We start from the raw sequence: 18,437 nt of genomic DNA on the forward strand, positions 1-18,437 counted from the left end.
GGGACCATTCCCGGTCCGGGACGACTTCGCGTCCGTTGAAAGTCTGCCTGAGTTCGGCTGCGCTATAAGTTGGCTTCGAAGCGCTGCTTAGTTTTCGTGGCAATAGAAGACTGGACCATGGACTGCGGCGGGGCGGGGGCGACAATCTCGGCCGATGTGATTGACGGCCCGTGGATGACCGCGGGCTCGGGCATGCGACAAGCCATTTCAAGGCGCATCCGTCCCAACCGTTTCAAGGATCAAGCGCGCCGTCTCGGCAGGCTGATCCCAATGCGGGAAGTGGCCGCAGCGCCCGAACCAGTGCAGGTGGGCCGACGGGAAGGCGACCCGGGCGCGTGCAGCCTGGCGCGGCAGCAGCAGGTGGTCCTGGCGGCCCCAGCCTATGGTGATAAGGCCAGGGGTCTTCGCCGAGCCCTGCTGCAACGGCCCGCGTGCCAGCTCACGCAGCATCGCATCGAACACCGGTGTGGCCGCTAGGCTTTGCAGCTCCGCTACGACAAGCTGCGGCGGCAGCACCCACGGACGGGCCGACAGTTGGGCTAGCAGCAGCGTACGGGTGACGGCGTGGCGTGACAGGCCGGGATGGAAGGGCCGCAGCAATCGCACCAGGTGTATCGATGCCGCGAGCGACCAGTGTAACCAGCGCGTTTCCCATCCGCGCCAGAAACCGCCTGGATCGAGCGCCACGCAGTGCCGACCAATGCCCCGCCGCGCCAGCTCCAGAACCAGCCGGCCCCCCACCGAACTGCCGACAAGGTCCGCTGTCGTCAGGCCTTGCGAATTTACGAAGCCGGCAAGCGCGTCCGCATAGGCCTCCACCGTCTGCCGGCCCGGGAGCGGGGCCGATCTGCCATGTCCCGGCAGATCGACTAAGATCAGTTCGCGCGAGCCGCGCAATGCGCTTAAGAGCGGATCCCAGGTGCGGAGATTGGCCCCCAGCCCATGGACCATCAGTAGCGGCCGGCCCGTGCCGAGGCGTTCAGAATGTAGGGACATGACGGCGTTGTCCTTCAATGTTCGCGCTGCAGTCCGAACATTGGTCCGTCGCAGATTTCACAGGTCGGGCGTGCCAGTCAGGTCCGCGGGTCGCCCATATTGGACGCTTCGAGGCCGAGTCGCCGGTTTGATAGCCAGTTACGCGGCGCGGGGCCGACCGTACTTTGCAGTTTTGCGAGCGCCGGATGTCGCCGCGAAGGCCCTACCGGAGTTCGCCAGGAGAGAGCTGCGCTTTCCAGGCTCGCAGAAACGAAGACGACACGTCCGTTCCCACTCAAATGCCGGCGTACCAAGCGTAGCCCTGGTCCTCCCAGTAGCCGCCCTTGCCATCGCCGAGGTGGGCGAAGCTCTCGACCACCTCGATGCGCATCACGTATTTCGCCTGCTTGTAGCCGAGGTTGCGTTCCACGCGCAGGCGCAGCGGGGCCCCGTTTGAGACCGGAAGCGCCTGGCCGTTCATGTCGTAGGCGAGGATCGTTTGCGGGTGGAACGCATCGACGAGGTCGATGCTCTCGTAATACCGGACCGGCGATCCGCCGCTGGCCGCGTCATCATCCGTCGCCTGCTGGCCGCCGGAGTCCTTCCTGCTCTCCCCGCTACCCGATTGTTTGGTCATGCTCGGGTTGGCGTTGCCGGCAGGGACCTCATCGGCATCCTCACCGTCTCCCCCGCCTTCGAGCAGACTGCCCTGGTCCATGGTGTCGGCGCAGTGGAACACCACGTAGCGCGCCCCGGGCTTGAGCTTGGCGCGGGACAAGAGGTCGGAGAGCGGCACCCCGGTCCATTTGCCGATGGCGCTCCAGCCCTCGACGCAATCGTGCCGGGTGATCTGGGTGCGGGCGGGAAGCTTGCGGAGCTCGGCCAGAGAGAGCTTGAAGGGCGCCTCCACAAGGCCATCGATCTCCAGGTGGTATTTGGCGAACTTAGCCTTCGCGAAAGCCTTGTAGGCCTTGTCCAGCGGGTCCTCGGTGCCGTTCGGCTTGAACCACGGCGAGATGTCGGTCTCGGCGTATTCCGGTGCCAGCGTCCGGTCGGTGAGCAGCAAGCGCTGGACGAACAGGTTGGCGTCCTCGCCGGTCTTGAGGGTGCGCTGGAACCACTCCGCGTTGCCGAGGCGGTCGCACCCGCCGAGCATGGCCGCCGCAGCCGTGGCGGAGGCCCCCGCCAGGAGGGCCCGTCGGCTCGGAAGGCGGCTCATGCCCGGGTCTCCCCGGCGACGGGTGACGGCTCGACCTTGCGCTCGATCACAAACCAGCCGGTGAGCATGCCACGCATGTTGTTCCAGAAGCCCGAGAGGAGGACGAGGGCGACGTGCACGAGCACGAACAGGACCAGCATGGCCGCCACGACGAAGTGGACCGTGCGGGCCGACTGGCGCCCGTCGAACAGCGTCAGCAGGATGGGAAAGGCCGCGTCCATCGCCGGCGACATCGCGAGCCCGGCCAGCACCTGCACTGGCAGCAGCACGAACAGCACGACGAGGTAGGTCAGTTTCTGGATGACGTTGTAGCGCTTGGCCTCGTCGCCCTGCGGGAAGCGCAGCGTCAGGTGCTCCCAAATCGACGCGCTGAAATGACGGACCTGGTCGCGAGACGGGATCACGCGGAATCGAAGCTGACCGCTGACCAGCCCGTAAAGCAGGTAGCCTAGGCCGTTCAGGACGAAGACCCAGGCGGAGAAGAAGTGCCAGGAGCGACCCCCGGTGAGGTCCTGGTCGCTGGGAAGCGTCGCCCAGCTGGGGAAGCCGCGGTCGGCGGCCTGGCCGTTGGAGCCGATTGAGGAGCCGAGCCAGCCCGTGGTGTCGAAGCCGTGGCCGAACATCGTCGTCATGCCCTTGGGCGGGTCGTCCTCGGTCGAGGACATCGCCATGAGCGGCGCGTCGAAGGTCGAGACCTTGCCCCAGTACAGAGCCGGGTGGGCGTTGAAGATCTGCAGGCCGCTCATGAGTAAGATCAGGAGGCAGACTGCATTGGCCCAGTGCGTGATGCGGATGACAACAGGATGCCTGAACATCCATCGGCGACGCTCGATCTCGCCGGTCTCGGGTGCGGAACGGGTGAGGTAGGTTCGAGCCAAACGGTCTTCCTCGAAGTCATGGCCGTTGGGGTGGAGGCCCCTGCGTCGGGACCTCCAAAAGCATCAAACGTTCGAGTTCACATGCCGCGGTTCATCATCCGCTTCTTCATCATGCGGCGCTTCATCATGTTCTTCCGCATCATGCGCTTCTTCATCATCATCCGCTCACTGCGGTCCATACGGACCTGGGTGACGCCGCTCTCGGACTGAATGCCGTTGACGGACATCGGGGCGGCCGTGGCCGAACCGGCGGCGAGGGCAATGCCGCCGAGGGCGGTCAAAGCGGTCAGCGCAAGGGTGAACTTCTTCATGTAGGATCTCCTTTGGAGGTGAACATCTTATCCAACTCACAAGGCAACAGAGTCATTGTATCGTTGTTCCTAAAAAAACAAGAAATTACTTTTCTGTACTATGATAGTTTTGCAATAGGCATTCGGTGCTCACATCAAGGCTTTTGGCCTGGGCGCGATCCTATTCTTGCACATCGATACGGAGCTGGTCCGCGACAAGTTTCAGCCCCCGGCAAGAATCTGCCGAGTCGGATCGCAACCTTGGACGAGTGGGCGACCCCGACCTGACGCCATCGAGGTCAACGGTATCGAGCCCACTCCTGCACCGGTGGCGGACCCTCTCCCACTTGCGGGAGAAGGCCCGCAGATGTGGTGCTACTGCCGACATCACGGATCGACGAACGACCGCTTTCGGCGGATGGCGTAGGGCAGTTTGTACGACGAGGTTGGGTCGTGAGCCGCCCCGTCCACTCCGTAGACGGGATCAGGATGGTGGAAGCCCCAGCCTAATGTCAGGAATACCACCGAATAGCCGACAGATATACGTTTAGGACAAATGTGCCGATTGGATGGTTTCTCGCCAGTCCGCTTCTGGCCGGCAGGCTCAGCGAAGAGGACATAGCGGTGGAAACTACCCACGAGCCTTTACGGGAGCCAGTCACACCTGCTTACCGATCGCTTGTAACAATAGACCTTCGCATCACGCCACCGAGAAATTAGGGCCGAAATTTTTGAGAACGAGATAGAAGGACAGTACAGATCTAATCTATAGAGTTCGGCAATACGGGAGCGTATATTTCCTGATTGCCATGCTGTAATTGCCAGTTTTACCCGGATTTGACCCTGAAAAAACTTAGCGCGATCATACCGATCGGAGTGCATCTGAAAGGAAATTCGCTCTTGCGCCGTCGTCTATTTTGGGCCGTGGGTACAAAAAAACGGTGAGAGCCTTTCGGCCTCACCGTCGGAGTGAGGGTCAAGAGTTTCCGAGCGGTACACCCAAGAAACATTCAACCCCGTCGCAGAAAAGACTTAGCATAAACAGGCCGGTCTGCAATTCGTTAAATTGAAATGTCGCGAGCAATTTACGCCGAACATATTGATGTTCGGTAAGAAATTCGCGTGCGCATAGCAGTGAGTCTTCGGGTTTGTCCGCTGTTTTTGCATGGATGCCCTAACAATTACGTGATCGCTTTTTTGTCGCACTTATGAGAATCTTATTGCGTTGACGTGGAAACATATTACTCATGTGGGCGCTCTTCCTGCGGAGCTATTTTGCTTCACAGGAGAGATGGCTGCTTGCCTTCCAATGCATGTAGCTACTGGTAACGACCAGACATCAACAATGATGAGATGAATGGGCGGCCTGCTTCTCAGGCCACGATTGATCATCTCACCCTGGAGGAATTCATGAGAGCGGTACATCTTCTCGCACTCGGCGCCGGCATGGTCGCTTCGACCACGGCGTTCGCCAACGAAGACGTTCTGAAGCGCACGGCCAACCCGGCCGAGCAGGTCCTTCAGACCGTCGACTACGCCAACACGCGCTATTCGAAGCTCGACCAGATCAACGCCAGCAACGTCAAGCAGCTCCAGGTTGCCTGGACCTTCTCGACCGGCGTGCTGCGCGGCCACGAGGGCTCCCCGCTCGTCGTCGGCAACATGATGTACGTCCACACCCCCTTCCCGAACATCGTCTACGCCCTTGACCTCGACAAGGACGGCGTGATCGCCTGGAAGTACGAGCCCAAGCAGGACCCGTCGGTCATCCCGGTGATGTGCTGTGACACGGTCAACCGTGGCCTCGCCTACGCCGATGGCGCCATCATCCTGCACCAGGCCGACACCACGGTCGTCTCGCTCGACGCCAAGTCCGGCAAGGTGAACTGGTCCGTCGTCAACGGCGACCCCAAGAAGGGTGAGACCAACACCGCCACCGTTCTCCCGGTGAAGGACAAGATCATCGTCGGCATCTCCGGCGGCGAGTTCGGCGTGCAGTGTCACGTCACCGCCTACGACGCCAAGTCGGGCAAGAAGGTGTGGCGCGGCTACTCCGTCGGCACCGACGAGCAGATGATCATGGACGGCGAGAAGACCACCTCGCTCGGCAAGCCGGTCGGCAAGGACTCCTCGCTGAAGACCTGGGAAGGCGATCAGTGGAAGACCGGCGGCGGCTGCACCTGGGGCTGGTTCTCCTACGATCCCAAGCTCGACCTGATGTACTACGGCTCGGGCAACCCCTCGACCTGGAACCCCAAGCAGCGTCCGGGCGACAACAAGTGGTCCATGACCATCTGGGCGCGTAACCCCGACACGGGCGCCACCAAGTGGGTCTACCAGATGACCCCGCACGACGAGTGGGACTACGACGGCATCAACGAGATGATCCTCACGGATCAGAAGGTTGACGGCAAGGAGCGTCCGCTCCTGACCCACTTCGACCGTAACGGCTTCGGCTACACCCTCGATCGCGCCACCGGCGAGCTCCTGGTCGCCGAGAAGTACGATCCGGTCGTGAACTGGGCCTCCAAGGTCGACATGGACAAGGGCTCCAAGAACTACGGCCGCCCGCTCGTCCAGGCCAAGTACTCCACCGAGCAGAACGGTGAGGACACCAACTCCAAGGGCATCTGCCCCGCGGCGCTGGGTTCGAAGGATCAGCAGCCTGCTGCTTACTCCCCGAAGACCAACCTGTTCTACGTGCCCACCAACCACGTCTGCATGGACTACGAGCCGTTCCGGGTCTCCTACACTCCCGGCCAGCCCTACGTCGGTGCGACCCTGGCCATGTACCCGGCCCCCAACAGCCACGGCGGCATGGGTAACTTCATCGCCTGGGACGGCGTGAACGGTAAGATCAAGTGGTCGAACGCCGAGCAGTTCTCGGTGTGGTCGGGCGCCCTCGCCACCGCCGGTGACGTGGTGTTCTACGGCACCCTGGAAGGCTACCTGAAGGCTGTCGACTCCAAGACGGGTAAGGAACTCTACAAGTTCAAGACCCCGTCGGGCATCATCGGCAACGTGATGACCTACAGCCACAAGGGCAAGCAGTTCGTCGGCATCCTGTCGGGTGTCGGTGGCTGGGCCGGCATCGGCCTCGCGGCCGGCTTGACCGACCCGAACGCCGGTCTCGGCGCGGTGGGTGGCTACGCTGCCCTCTCGAACTACACCAACCTCGGTGGTCAGCTGACCGTCTTCTCGCTGCCGAACTAATCGGTCGCACGTTACGGTAAGGCCTTGGGTGCCGGCGCGGGTTTCCGCGCCGGCATTTCCTTGTGAGGGGCCTGTCGCAAGCCGTGCCGTAGGCCGCAGTAGACGCCGGCTATGGGTTGGCGTTGCGCGTGGCGGGGGCTGGGTAGGCGGGATTGTCCGCTGGCACTTTCGACGTGTTCGAGGAAGCAGCGCTGCCCACCCCGGGGGCTTGCACCCCTGCCTTGCCCTGGACCGCCGCTTCCTGCGGGGCGTTCGAGCCGTTCCATGTCAGAAGCCCGACCATCGCTACCAGGGCGAGGGCGACGCTGACGCCCAGGACCACGAGTGCCGGCTTACCCCGCTTGCCCTGACGCCCTTCCTGTCCTTTGAGTTCCTCTGCCATTCCGCTGCCTCGCTAGACCGCAAATTCGGTCCCTACGGGATCAACGGCTCGGCTCGTGCATCGGTCCATACTGAAGGCCGGAGCGAACGGCTACGCTCCGCGGCATGTCATGTCGACCCTCGTACGGTCATCGGGTACATCCGCTGCGCGAAGATCGTCGAGGAGTTCGCCGAGGGGCGTCATCCGGAACGGGCCCGTAGCGCCTGACCTAAACGGCGACGTGCCGACCAAGTCATCAGGCCCTGGAAATGGATCGCGATGACCGTGTCCGCTTCCAACTGTTGCGTCATCATCTCCGTGCATGCGGGGGATGATGACGGTCGGTCAACTTCTTTGGGCAGCGACGCCAACTGAGCAGTGTGACATCCACGCCCCTGGCAGGACTGGATCGGCTCTGTAGAACGATTCTGATCAACGGGAATTCTCCATCTTGAACGACCATGCCGATGGCGCGCGGATCGACGCCGAGATCACCAGCACCGTCGCTGGCTCCGATCCGTTTGCAGCCGCCGTGCGCGCGACACGCATGCCGATGGTCATCACCGACCCGCGGTTGCCCGACAATCCTATCGTGTATGTGAACGAAGCGTTCGTGAAGCTGACCGGCTACGCCCGCGAGGAGATCATCGGACGCAACTGCCGTTTCCTCCAGGGTCCCGAGACGGACCCGGAGGACGTCGCCCGCATCCGGGATGCCATCGAGCGGCGCGTCACCATCGAGATCGACCTCAAGAACCGCCGCAAGGACGGCACCGCGTTCTGGAACCGCCTCCTCGTCTCGCCGGTCTTCGCGCAGGACGGAGAACTCACCTATTACTTCGCCTCGCAATACGACGTGACCCTTGAAAAGGAGCGTCTCGTCTTCCTTCAGAAGGACCGAGATGCCCTGGAGGCGGAGTCCGCGCGCCGGTCCCTCGAACTCATTAAGAGTGAGGAGCGCCTTCGGTTCACCCTGAAGGCCGGGCGCCTCGGAGCCTGGACGCTCGATCTCGGCGTGATGCGCCTCGTCTCGTCGGACGGGTTCAAGGAGAATCTCGGACGCGCACCGAACGACCCTCTCACCTACGAGGAGATGCTGGCGGCTATCCACCCGGACGACCTTCCCAGGAAGCTCGCGGCCCGTGACGCCGCCATCGCGGGCCACTCGGACTACGACGTCGAGATCCGGGTCATCACTCAGCAAGGCGAGACCCGCTGGCTGCAGTTCCGCGGGCAGGCGTCGTACCGTGCGGACGGCACGCCCCTGAGTATCGCCGGGATCAGTCTGGACATCACCGACCGCAAGCGGGCGGAGGAGCACCGGGATCTCCTGGCGGGCGAACTCAACCACCGCATCCAGAACACTTTGGCGACCGTCCAATCCATCTCTCGACAGACGCTGCGCGGCGCGGCCTCCCTGGAGGAGGCGCAGGTCGCGATGGAATCCCGTCTGCGCTCCCTGTCAGCCGCGACGGAGATGCTGGCACGGGGCAGCGGCGACTGGGCGACCCTGACGGAGGTGGTCATCGCGGCGCTGCACCCGTTCGGCGTCGAGCAGGACCATCGCTTCAAGATCGGCGGTCCGATCCTCCGCCTTGCACCTCGCGTCGCCCTGGCCTTCGCCCTTGCCATCCACGAACTCGCGACGAATTCGGTGAAGTACGGGTCCCTCTCGCTGGACGACGGACGGGTGATCGTCAGTTGGGACGTCGCGGACAGGTCCGGTTTCAATCGGCTCTGGTTCCAGTGGCAGGAGGTGGGCGGGCCCCATGTTTGCCGACCGACCCGAACCGGTTTCGGCTCCCGCATGATCGAGCGGGCGCTCGCCCAGGAAATCGGCGGGACGGCCGAGATCGACTACCGCCCACGCGGCGTCGTGTTCACGGCCGAGGCGCCGCTGCCGGAGATTACGAGGGACTGAAGGATGCCGACGCCGGCGTCAGTCCGCCTCGTGGATCGCGTCTATGACCTGGGATGCCCGGTAGGGCTTGGGAACGAACATGCCGTGGTCGGGGACCTCACCTGCGGAGAACCGGTGGCGACCAGACGTTAGGACCAGCCTGATGTCGGGCCAGTTCTCAGTGACGCGCACGGCGAGGGTCACGCCGCACATGGACCCAGGCATGTCGACGTCGGTGAAGACCACTCCGATGTCCGAGCGCTGATGCAGGATCGCCCAGGCCTCGTCGGCATGGCGAGCCTCGACCACCGTGAAGCCGGCATCCTCCAGCATCTCGGCGGCAATCATGCGGACGAGGTCGTCGTCCTCGACTACGAGGATGACCGATGCTTCGGGGGCGCGCTTCATCGTCATGGCATTTCAACAGGCCAGGCGTGGATGAGTTGCTTGCTTCGAACGTGGTGTTGAAGGAGCCGCGGCTGCTCTCAACCTTTGGCACCATCCCGACCTTGGCCGTGGACCCAATTCTCCATCGAAGGGTTTACCTCCGCGGCGATACGGAAGGCATCGCCTAGGCTCCGGATCGACCCAGGGATTGCATGGCCGAGGACACGACGCCGACCAATTACGAGTGGACGCTCGAAAACTTTACCGACACGATCCACCGCGGCGGCGTCGCCCTGTGGGCGTGGTCGCCGAGCCGGCGCCTAGCCCAGCTCGATGCCCTCTGCAGGGAGTTCTGGGGCACATACAAGTCCGTCGTCCCCATCGACGACCTGTTCGCCCAGGTGAACGCCGAGGACCGGCGCGGGATGATGCTCGACTGGGACGCGAGCGCGACCGACCCGGGCCCCTACAGCTTCGACTTCCGCATCGGCGACGGACCCGACGCCCGTTGGATCTCGGCGCGCGGCGTCGGGGGCGACGCCGGCCAGGTTGGCGAGTGGGTGCAGGCCATCTTCCTCGACATCACCGACCGCAAGCGGGCCGAGGAGGCCGAGCACCTGCTGACGGCCGAACTTGAACATCGCGTCTCGAACATGTTCACGGTCGCGCGCGCGCTCACCGCCATCGTCGCCCGCGAGGCCAAGTCGACGCCCAACTTCGCCGAGGACCTGTCCCGGCGGTTCGGCGTCCTACACGAGGCGACGTCGCTGGCGACGCGTTCGTACAAGCACGACCTCGGCAACGTCAGGCTTCAGGATCTCGCCGAGCGCATCCTGTCCCCCTACCGCGACGGCGCCAACATCGAGGTTGCCATCGATCCGAGCGCAACCGCGGCGCCGGGCCAAGTCAACGACTATGCGATGATCTTCCACGAGCTCGCGACCAACTCCGCCAAGTACGGGGCCCTGTCCGGTGGCGGGACCCTCAGGCTCAAAGGAAGTTTCAACGCACTTGAGATGCAGCTGACCTGGGTAGAGGGCGTGGCGCCGTCCAAGGCTGAAAAGGCCGACGGTACGGGGTTCGGCTCCCGCCTCCTTAGGCAGACCATCGAACGGAGCCTGCGCGGCCGTTTCGAGCGCACCATAGACGGCGGTGGGATGCACTTCGCGATGGTCATACCCGTCGGGTGAGCCTTCCCCCGATCTCATCCTTCGCAGTGCCTGACTGCCGGGATGACCTTGAAGCACCCCTCGACTGATGCGAATCGTGCCCGCGTACTATTGGGCATTCTGCTTTCCCCTCCGAGCCGAAGTTGTCGGACGGCCGATGAATGGCGGCTTTTGGGGAGTATCGACGCGGGGCTTGTACGGCCGGCTTGGGTCGTAGGCGGACCGTCCGCTTCTGAATGAAGGGACAAGGTCCGTAACTCACCTGTTACGGACGTTCGGCGGGGGCACAAAGCATCAGATTTTTTCTACTACCGCTTCGCTAGGGGAACCCGGACTTCGATGCGAAGGCCGTCGGCCTCGAAGGCCACGTCGACCTTGGCCGCCGCCTGGGCCGTCAAGATTCTTTTGAGCACCCGCGTGCCGAACCCCTCGCGGGTCGGCAGGCTCGGCGGTGGTCCGTCATGCTCGTTCCAGACCCAGACGAGGCACGGCCCGTCCGTTTCATCCTCGACGGTCCAGGTCACCGCGACCCGTCCCCCCGGGTGCGCCAGGGCGCCGTGCCGGAGGGCGTTGGTAGTCAATTCGTGCAAGGCCATACCGACCGGAACCGCCAGCTGCGAGAACAGCAACAGGTCTGGCCCCCGAAGCGTGATCCGACCATTCTCGTTGTAGGGGTCGAGCTCAGCCCTCAACAGTCCCTCGAACGACGCGACCTGCGCGTGGTCCTCCGTGATCAGGGCATGGGTTCGTGCGAGCGAGATGATCCGGCCGCTGAAGGCCCGACCGAACTCCGCCATCGAGAGGGAGGAGCGCAGGGTCGCGTTGAGGACGGCTTGCACCGTCGCCAGGGTGTTCTTCACGCGGTGGTGGAGTTCGCGCACCATCATCGCTTGTCGGTCCTCGAAGGCCCGACGTTCGCTGACGTCTCGCTGCACCGAGACCCAGTGGGTAATGACATCGTCCGAATCGTGAACCGGGGTGATCAGCCACTCGACCACGTAGGTCGATCCGTCCCGGCGATAGTTGAGCGCCTCGCCCTGGAACGACTTCCCCGCCGCCAGCGCGTCGTGCATCCGGTCGATGATACCGCGGTCGGTTCCAGACCCTTGGAGGAAGCGCGGGCTGCGCCCGATGACTTCGTGCGTCTCGTAACCCGAAAGACGGGTGAAGGCTGGGTTCGCGTAGACGATCCTTGGTCCGCCCTCGTGGACGTCGGAATCGGTGATGAGGATGGCCTCGCCGGTTGCCTCGACCGCTGCCTTCAGGAGACGCAGTTCGACCCCCTCAAGCCCCGCCACAACGCTACGCGTCACACGCGTTGTCTCCAGTATGGTCACGCGGACGAAACTCTTCCGATGGGGCTGGGACTGCGGCGGGCAGAACGATGGAACCGTCGGTCAACGGTGAATGGGTTCCTCGGTTGCATGAGCGGCGCACGTCTCTCAACCCTTGGTCCACTAGGGCGACGATCGGGTCGGCGAGAACGAGCCGCGGCCGAACGCGGTCCCAGGGCGCGACGGCTCGGACCGCATCGAGGAGGACTGGCGCCGCCTTGTCCAAGGGCCAATCGAGGCACCGCAGCGCCCACACCGTCGTGCGTCTGTCCGGGTGTAGCGAAACGGGAACAGAGTCGTCGTATGCCCGAGAGTTGCGATGACATCGTCGGGACGCGGCCCTTCATCGTATGGCCGCTTTCACTCGGCCCCACGTATCCGAAGGCAACATCTCACGACGATTTCTCGAGAGCGTATTTCCGGTTCAATCGCCGTGCCCCGTGCTATGAATGAAGCACAGGTTCCCGAGCGTCCGCATATCCCCCACCTTCGGGTACCAGGGATCACGGTCTCGGCCCATGCCGGTGGTCATGGCTTGCGAACGCGGGGAACAATGGCATGACCAAGAACCTCGTCGCACGCGCGAACGTCCTGATCCTCGCGGTCCTGCTGGTCATCCTCGCCCTCGTCGGCGCGGTGACCTGGGAGCGACTCAACGCCTCCCGCGATGCGCGGCAATGGTCGCAGCACAGCTACGACGTCCTCGGCACGCTGAAGGACCTTGCCATCGCCCTGCGCGACGCCGAGACCGGCCAGCGCGGATATGTCCTGACCGGCAAGGACGAGTACCTCGCACCCTACGACGCCGCCCGCGACCGCATCGGCGTGCTCCAGGGCGAGTTGCAGAAGCTCACCGCCGACAATCCGGTCCAGCAGCGGCGGTTGCGCGACCTCGCACCAGTCATCCAGCACAAGCTGGAAGAGCTCGCCCAGACCGTGCAGGCAAGGCGGGATTCCGGTTTGGAAACGGCGCTGCGGATCGTCAACGCCGACACCGGCCGTGCCTACATGCGGGATGCCGAGGGATCCCTCACGGCGATGCTTTCCGACGAGGAGAAGCTGCTCGCCGAACGCGTCGCCCAGAACGATGCCCGCGCCAGTTGGGTGCGCTGGATGGTCATCGGCGGCTCCGGGCTCGCCATCCTCATCCTGTTGGCAGCGGCACGCCTGATGAACCAGGCATGGTTGCGCTCCTACAAGTCCGAGGCCAGCCAGCGCGATCTTGTCCTGCGCCTTCGCACCACCCTCGACAGCCTCAGCCAGGGCGTCGGTGTCTTCGGACCGGACCAGAAACTCAAGAACTGGAATCACTGCTTTCAGGTCCTGCTCGACCTGCCGAAGGCCATGGTGCGGCCAGGCACCGCCTACGCCGCCTTCGTCGAGTACACGGCGGAGTCGGGTCGACCCGCGCTGGAAACCGAGGATCAGATCCGGCATGGCGTCCGAAAGCCGGGCGAAGCGGTTACCTACGAGCGCGAGCGCGCCGACAGCCACCACCTGGAGATTCGGCGCACCCCGATGCCGGATGGCGGGTTCGTGCTGACCCTTTCCGACATGACCAAGCGCGTCCAGGCCGAGGGGGTGCTGCGGGAGGCCCAGAAGATGCAGGCCATCGGGCAGTTGACCGGGGGCATCGCGCACGACTTCAACAACCTGCTACAGGTCATCGTCGGGAACCTTGAGTTCGTGCGCGCCAAGGTGGGCGACGACCTCAAGCTGCAGCAGCGCATCGAGCGCGCGGCGTGGGCGGCCCAACGCGGGGCGACGCTGACCGGCCAGCTTCTAGCCTTCGCCCGCAAGCAGCCACTGGCACCGGCCGCCATCGACCTATCCGCGACGATGCCCGACCTCGTGCCACTCCTGCTTAGAACTCTCGGCGAGCACATCGACGTCCGCTACGTCGAGACCGCCGGGCTGTGGCCAGCTATGGCGGACCCGGCGCAATTGGAGAGCGCCGTCCTCAACCTCGCTCTGAATGCCCGCGACGCGATGCCGGGCGGTGGCCGCCTCACCATCGAACTCGGCAACAAGGTGCTGGACGACGCGTACGCACGCGACAACACCGAGGTTACGCCGGGCGACTACGCCATGGTGGCGGTCTCCGACACCGGCCACGGCATGACGCGCGAAGTCGTGGCGCGGGTGTTCGAGCCTTTCTTCACGACCAAGCCCGACGGCAAGGGCACCGGGCTCGGCCTTGCCATGGTGTTCGGCTTCGTCAAGCAGTCGAGCGGGCACGTGAAGATCTACTCCGAACCCGGCCAGGGCACGACGGTGAAGATCTACCTGCCGCGCGCCATGAAAGCCGTCGAGGCCGTCGCGATCCGCACGTCCGCACCCATCGACCTGCCGCGCGGATCGGGAACGGTGCTGGTGGTCGAGGACGAGGCGGCGGTTCGCGAAATCGCCTGCGCGATCCTCTCCGATCTCGGCTACCGCGTGTTGGAGGCGGCCGACGGCGAGGAAGGTCTGAGGATATTCGGGCTCCATGCCGCGCAGGTCGACCTGCTGCTGACCGACGTGGTGCTGCCCGGAAAGGTAGGCGGACGCGATCTGTCCGAGAGCATTGCCGCCATCCGTCCGGAGGTGAGGGTGATCTTCATGTCGGGCTACACAGAGAACTCGATCGTCCACCACGGCCGCCTCGACGATGGGGTCCACCTCATCGGCAAGCCGTTCAAGCGCGAGCAGCTCGCCCGCAAGGTCGCCGAGATTCTCGGCCCGCCTACGACCGCCGGCATCGAGGCGCCGAACATCGTGGCGTTGCGACCGCGTCGGGATGTCTAGCGGGACCGCAAAATCTTCTGGGCAGACCGTAGAGCGACCGTGATGGGTGGCTTTCCGCCGGTCTGCTTTCGGACGGCAAGTGCATCGAAGGGGACATCGTGGGGTTTCGAACGCACCGACCAAGTTGAGGCCGGGCCTGATTAGACCGAACCCCTCGCATGGAAGCCGAGGAGCCGGTGCAGGACATCGCCCAGTTGCACCGCCGAATACGGTTTCTGCAGTAGCTCGAACCCGTACGTGCCCTCCTGCACCAGCACGTGGCTGTAGCCGGATGCCAGGACCACCGGCAGGTGCGGTATCCGCCGCTGCAGTGCCTTGGCGAGCTCTACGCCACCCATGCCTGGCATCACCACGTCGGTGAACACCAGGTCGAAGCCGGCGCCGTCGCCGCCCAATCGGTCCAACGCCTCCTCGGCGTTGGCCGCCCAGGTCGGACGATAACCCAGGTCCTCAAGGATCTGGGTCGCGAACTGACCGACGCCGATGTTGTCCTCGACGACGAGGATGCGCTGCCCCGTGCCGAGAGGCGTCAGGCCCCCGTCGGGCCCGCGGACACGGGCTGGGACCTCCTCTTGCTCGACTTCCGGCAGGTAGAGCGTAAAGGTTGTGCCTTCCCCGACCATGCTGGCCACGTCGATGTCGCCGCCCGATTGCTTTGCGAAGCCGAAGACCTGCGACAGGCCGAGCCCCGTGCCCTTGCCGACCTCCTTGGTGGTGAAGAACGGCTCGAAGATCCGGCTGAGCAGGTCCGGGGGGATGCCTGAACCCGTGTCGACGAGAGAGACCGCGGCGAAGGCTTTGCGCGAGCCGGCATGGCCGCGGATGGCGGGAAGGGCCGTCCGGCATCCGAGGCGCAGGGTGAGTGTTCCGACCCCATCCATGGCATCGCGTGCGTTGACGGCCATGTTGATGAGCGCGGTCTCGAACTGGCTCAGGTCCGCCCGAACGAAGCACGGCACGTCAGGCACCGCCGCGACCACGCGGACGCGGGCGCCCGTCACAGTATCGAGCATCTCCGCGATCCCGCGCATCCTCTCGCCGACGTCGAACACCTCCGGCTTGAGGGCCTGGCGGCGTGCGAAGGCGAGCAACTGGCCGGTCAGCTTGGCGGCGCGCTCAACCGTATCGGACACGGCGTTGAGGTACCGATCCTTGCGCGCCTCCGGCAGGTCCGGTCGGCGAAGGAAATCCACGGACGAGCGGATGATCGTCAGCAGGTTGTTGAAATCGTGGGCGACGCCGCCGGTGAGCTGACCGACGGCTTCCAGCTTCTGGGATTGGCGCAGAGCCTCCTGGGCCTGCTCCAGCTCGGCCTGCCTTTCCCGGGCCTCGGTGATGTCGCGTCCGGTCGCGTAGGTCAGCGTTCCGGCCGGGGCGGCGGTCCATGAGATCCAGCGCGTCGAGCCATCCTTGTGCCGGTAGCGGTTGACGATATGGGGCATCCCGCCCTCGGACGCCTCGGTATAGGCGTCGACCGTCTCGACGTGGTCCTCCGCCAGGACGAACTCGTTGACGTGGTGACCGACCAGTTCGTGCGGCTCGTAGCCGAGAAGGCGGGTCCATGCCGGGTTGACCCGCCGGAAGACGCCCGCGAAGTCGATGATGAGCATCAGGTCGGGCGCGGTGTCCCACATCAGGTCCCGCTCGTTCGTGCGCTCCTCGACGCGCCGCTCCAAAGTCGCGTTCAGGCTGCGCACCTCGCCGAGTGCCCGTTCGAGGTTCTCCTGGCTGTCCTTCAGCGCGGCGTCGGCCAGCACCCGCTGCGTGGTCTCGTTGGTGAAGATGAACAGGCCCGCGATCCTGCCGTCGGCGTGCAGCACCCGTGAATACGAGAAGGAGAACCAGGTCTCCGCCGCCCCCCGGTCGGTATCGAGCGTCCACGGAAGGTCCTCGAAGCGGTGGCTGCGCCCGGCGAAGGCGTCTTCGATGATGGGCTTGGCCTGTTCCCAGGCATCCGCCCAGACTCTGTCGAAACGCTCGCCCATGGCCCAGGCCACCCGGGGGCCGAGCAGGCGGGAATAGGTGTCGTTGAAGAAGAAGTGCAGGTCCGGCCCCCAGGCCAGGATCATGCTCTCGGGCGAGTTCAGGACCAGCGAGAGCGCGGTCTTGAAAGCTTGCGGCCACGTCTCAGGTTGCCCAAGAGGATGGGCAGACCAGTCGCGCGCGCGGATGAGGCGCGCGGCCTCACCGCCCCCGGCCAGGAACGCTGTCGCGTCGCTCACCGTGTCATGCCCAGCGGACGCCGTACGAAGTGGCAATGGCTGCGTCCGGACGTCTTCTCGCTGCGTCGGTGAGACCTCTCATCGCGCGTGTCGAAGACCGTGCGGTCGTAGTTTTCGCAGTCGCCGAACGACGTGATCGCGCGCTTCGGCACATCGGAGGACATGTCAGGGGCCATGCCCCCTTATGGCACATGCGCCTTCGGGGGTCGCCGAGGGATTGCTCCTCCGCCGGGCTGGGGTGCCTGCTTTTCGCTTCGAACCAAAGTCGCCATCAGGGCAACGAACGGCTGCTTACAGGAAGCGCCGATAACGATGTGAACGACCGGCTTGGGTCGAGTGCGGAACGGCGGCTTGGGGTGGATACCTACCTGTCGGCTTCCGAGCATCGGGTAATCGAGGGGGACGTTCGACGCTCGGCAGTATCCGTCCGATGGCGAGGTGCCGCTCTAAAGCGGGAATCCCGGAAAAGGACAGCCTATTCTTGACCCGTGGCAGCCGCAGAAGGCTGTCGGCTTGTCCTGGAGGCTGCCCGCTCCATTCGCCGTCAGGGCACCTTAGCCCCGAATGTCACCCTGCCTCGGTGCGACCACGGCGAAGAGGTCCGTAAGGGCGGCGAGGCTCGCCGCCTGGAGCTGCGAGGCGGGGACGACCGAACCATCCGGCGCGGGTAGGTCACGGGTGGCCGTAGCGGAGGCGACCACGGTGGGCCGGAACCCCAGGCTGAATGCGCCGCGCGCGGTCGAGTTGATACACATGTGGGTCATGAAACCCGCCAGCACGAGGTCCTTGATGCCAACGGCATCGAGTTGCGCCTGTAGGTCGGTGCCTACGAACGAGTTCGGGTAGTTCTTGGTGATCACCGCCTCGTCTCCCCGGGGGGCGACCTCGTCGCTGATCCGGCCGATGGCTGCCCTGACGTCGTAGGGCGAGCCCGGCCCCGCGTCGTGCTGGATGTGGAATATCGGAATACCCGCGTCGCGTGCGCGGGCGAGCAGGGCAGAGGCCTCGCGAAGCGCAGGTTCGACGCCTACGAGGCGCATCACCCCCTCGCGGTAAGTGTTCTGCAGGTCGACCATCACGAGGGCAGACCCCTTGAAGGTTGCAAAGTCGGTGCCGAGGCCAGAGAGGCTGCGAAGAGTGGCGAGTTCCGACATGCTGTTTGCTCCCTTGTCGTCGCGGTGCGCCGGCGTCGGCGTTCGGCGACAACCTACCACCGGCGACCCGGGAAGTACCCCGTCCATAGGTGCAATCGGACGCCGGATGGCCTCGGAGCCGCGTTCGGTCCGCCTGGACGCCGTGCCCACCCGCTTGGTATCGTCGATGGCACGGGGGGAGCCACCTAACCGCCGGTCACGCTCATGTGCCGCCGGACCGTGGCTGGTCGCGCCCGCTCGATGACGAAGTCGTGGCCCTTCGGCTTGCGTGCGATGGCGTCGACCAACGCCCGGGTGACGGGCTCGTCATCGTGCGGAGACGCGAGCAGGGGCGCCCGCAGATCGGCGGCGTCGTCCTGGCCAAGATAGAGGTAGAGCTTGCCCGTGCAGGTCAGGTGCACGCGGGATCCGCCTGTCGGCTCTACGACGGTGTCGAGTGGATTACAGCCGGTCCGCTTCGAAAGATAAGTCCGGAACAGCGGACATTGGCATTCGAAACGCTGATCCGAGATGTTGCGTTGGGCGACGACCACACGCTGCAGCGACAG

General features: G+C 64.6%; 13 protein-coding genes and 1 pseudogene. 4 read left to right on the forward strand and 10 right to left on the reverse strand.

Going from position 1 to position 18,437, the window contains the following annotated elements; all coding sequences use genetic code 11:
* Positions 1-207 precede the first annotated feature (207 nt).
* The 4 genes from AC1MGR_RS11770 to AC1MGR_RS11785 form a co-directional block, all read right to left on the reverse strand.
* A complete protein-coding gene (locus AC1MGR_RS11770; protein WP_480234656.1) occupies positions 208-1,014 on the reverse strand; it encodes an alpha/beta fold hydrolase in 807 nt (268 codons plus the stop codon).
* A 256-nt stretch (positions 1,015-1,270) separates the two neighbouring features.
* The gene (locus tag AC1MGR_RS11775; protein WP_480234657.1) at positions 1,271-2,194 is read right to left on the reverse strand and encodes a molybdopterin-dependent oxidoreductase; all 924 of its coding nucleotides are present in this window, start codon (positions 2,192-2,194) and stop codon (positions 1,271-1,273) included.
* Complete coding sequence (locus AC1MGR_RS11780; protein ID WP_480234776.1) at positions 2,191-3,009, reverse strand: cytochrome b/b6 domain-containing protein; 819 nt, start codon at positions 3,007-3,009, stop codon at positions 2,191-2,193. The genes AC1MGR_RS11775 and AC1MGR_RS11780 overlap by 4 nt, the downstream gene beginning before the upstream one ends.
* 140 nt (positions 3,010-3,149) lie before the next feature.
* Positions 3,150-3,383: a hypothetical protein gene (locus AC1MGR_RS11785; protein WP_243916593.1), complete on the reverse strand. Its 234-nt coding sequence runs from the start codon at positions 3,381-3,383 to the stop codon at positions 3,150-3,152.
* 1,389 nt (positions 3,384-4,772) lie between these two features.
* Here AC1MGR_RS11785 and xoxF1 point away from each other — a divergent pair.
* Complete coding sequence (gene xoxF1 / locus AC1MGR_RS11790) at positions 4,773-6,575, forward strand: lanthanide-dependent methanol dehydrogenase XoxF1 (RefSeq protein ID WP_480234658.1); 1,803 nt, start codon at positions 4,773-4,775, stop codon at positions 6,573-6,575.
* Between the two features lie 109 nt (positions 6,576-6,684).
* Here xoxF1 and AC1MGR_RS11795 read toward each other — a convergent pair whose 3' ends face one another.
* Positions 6,685-6,957, reverse strand: coding sequence for a flagellar basal body-associated FliL family protein (locus AC1MGR_RS11795; protein WP_480234659.1), 273 nt, complete (start codon positions 6,955-6,957; stop codon positions 6,685-6,687).
* Between the two features lie 430 nt (positions 6,958-7,387).
* Here AC1MGR_RS11795 and AC1MGR_RS11800 point away from each other — a divergent pair, with 430 nt between their 5' ends.
* Entirely contained in the window at positions 7,388-8,857 is a 1,470-nt protein-coding gene (locus AC1MGR_RS11800) for a PAS domain S-box protein (RefSeq protein WP_480234660.1), read from the forward strand.
* 18 nt (positions 8,858-8,875) lie between these two features.
* On the opposite strand, the gene AC1MGR_RS11805 is transcribed toward AC1MGR_RS11800, so the two are convergent.
* Positions 8,876-9,250 carry a response regulator gene (locus tag AC1MGR_RS11805; RefSeq protein WP_480234661.1) on the reverse strand — a complete coding sequence of 125 codons (375 nt, stop codon included), beginning with the start codon at positions 9,248-9,250 and terminating at the stop codon, positions 8,876-8,878.
* Between the two features lie 185 nt (positions 9,251-9,435).
* Between AC1MGR_RS11805 and AC1MGR_RS11810 the strand changes: the two genes are divergently transcribed.
* Positions 9,436-10,413 carry a sensor histidine kinase gene (locus tag AC1MGR_RS11810; protein ID WP_480234662.1) on the forward strand — a complete coding sequence of 326 codons (978 nt, stop codon included), beginning with the start codon at positions 9,436-9,438 and terminating at the stop codon, positions 10,411-10,413.
* Between the two features lie 287 nt (positions 10,414-10,700).
* Here AC1MGR_RS11810 and AC1MGR_RS11815 read toward each other — a convergent pair whose 3' ends face one another.
* Positions 10,701-11,705 (reverse strand): HWE histidine kinase domain-containing protein, encoded by a 1,005-nt coding sequence (locus AC1MGR_RS11815; protein WP_480234663.1) that lies wholly within the window; start codon positions 11,703-11,705, stop codon positions 10,701-10,703.
* A gap of 579 nt (positions 11,706-12,284) precedes the next feature.
* On the opposite strand from AC1MGR_RS11815, the gene AC1MGR_RS11820 reads away from it, so the two are divergent.
* The gene (locus AC1MGR_RS11820; protein WP_480234664.1) at positions 12,285-14,513 is read left to right on the forward strand and encodes a CHASE3 domain-containing protein; all 2,229 of its coding nucleotides are present in this window, start codon (positions 12,285-12,287) and stop codon (positions 14,511-14,513) included.
* A 140-nt stretch (positions 14,514-14,653) separates the two neighbouring features.
* Here the strand turns inward: AC1MGR_RS11820 and AC1MGR_RS11825 are convergent, their stop codons facing one another.
* From AC1MGR_RS11825 to AC1MGR_RS11835, 3 genes and pseudogenes are all read right to left on the reverse strand, one after another.
* The gene (locus AC1MGR_RS11825) at positions 14,654-16,735 is read right to left on the reverse strand and encodes a hybrid sensor histidine kinase/response regulator (RefSeq protein WP_480234665.1); all 2,082 of its coding nucleotides are present in this window, start codon (positions 16,733-16,735) and stop codon (positions 14,654-14,656) included.
* A 554-nt stretch (positions 16,736-17,289) separates the two neighbouring features.
* Positions 17,290-17,889 carry a cysteine hydrolase family protein gene (locus tag AC1MGR_RS11830; protein ID WP_480234666.1) on the reverse strand — a complete coding sequence of 200 codons (600 nt, stop codon included), beginning with the start codon at positions 17,887-17,889 and terminating at the stop codon, positions 17,290-17,292.
* 185 nt (positions 17,890-18,074) lie between these two features.
* Positions 18,075-18,296: pseudogene (locus AC1MGR_RS11835) on the reverse strand (GTP 3',8-cyclase MoaA); the annotation flags it as partial.
* Between the last annotated feature and the right edge of the window lie 141 nt (positions 18,297-18,437).

Source organism: Methylobacterium sp. BI1, assembly GCF_056680125.1.

What these genes read in the sequence shown, in the direction of transcription:
- AC1MGR_RS11775 (WP_480234657.1), bottom strand. Translation starts at nt 2,194, where the DNA reads ATGAGCCGCCTTCCGAGCCGACGGGCCCTCCTGGCGGGGGCCTCCGCC.
- AC1MGR_RS11780 (WP_480234776.1), bottom strand. Translation starts at nt 3,009, where the DNA reads ATGTTCAGGCATCCTGTTGTCATCCGCATCACGCACTGGGCCAATGCA.
- AC1MGR_RS11785 (WP_243916593.1), bottom strand. Translation starts at nt 3,383, where the DNA reads ATGAAGAAGTTCACCCTTGCGCTGACCGCTTTGACCGCCCTCGGCGGC.
- xoxF1 (WP_480234658.1), top strand. Translation starts at nt 4,773, where the DNA reads ATGAGAGCGGTACATCTTCTCGCACTCGGCGCCGGCATGGTCGCTTCG.
- AC1MGR_RS11795 (WP_480234659.1), bottom strand. Translation starts at nt 6,957, where the DNA reads ATGGCAGAGGAACTCAAAGGACAGGAAGGGCGTCAGGGCAAGCGGGGT.
- AC1MGR_RS11805 (WP_480234661.1), bottom strand. Translation starts at nt 9,250, where the DNA reads ATGACGATGAAGCGCGCCCCCGAAGCATCGGTCATCCTCGTAGTCGAG.
- AC1MGR_RS11810 (WP_480234662.1), top strand. Translation starts at nt 9,436, where the DNA reads ATGGCCGAGGACACGACGCCGACCAATTACGAGTGGACGCTCGAAAAC.
- AC1MGR_RS11820 (WP_480234664.1), top strand. Translation starts at nt 12,285, where the DNA reads ATGACCAAGAACCTCGTCGCACGCGCGAACGTCCTGATCCTCGCGGTC.
- AC1MGR_RS11830 (WP_480234666.1), bottom strand. Translation starts at nt 17,889, where the DNA reads ATGTCGGAACTCGCCACTCTTCGCAGCCTCTCTGGCCTCGGCACCGAC.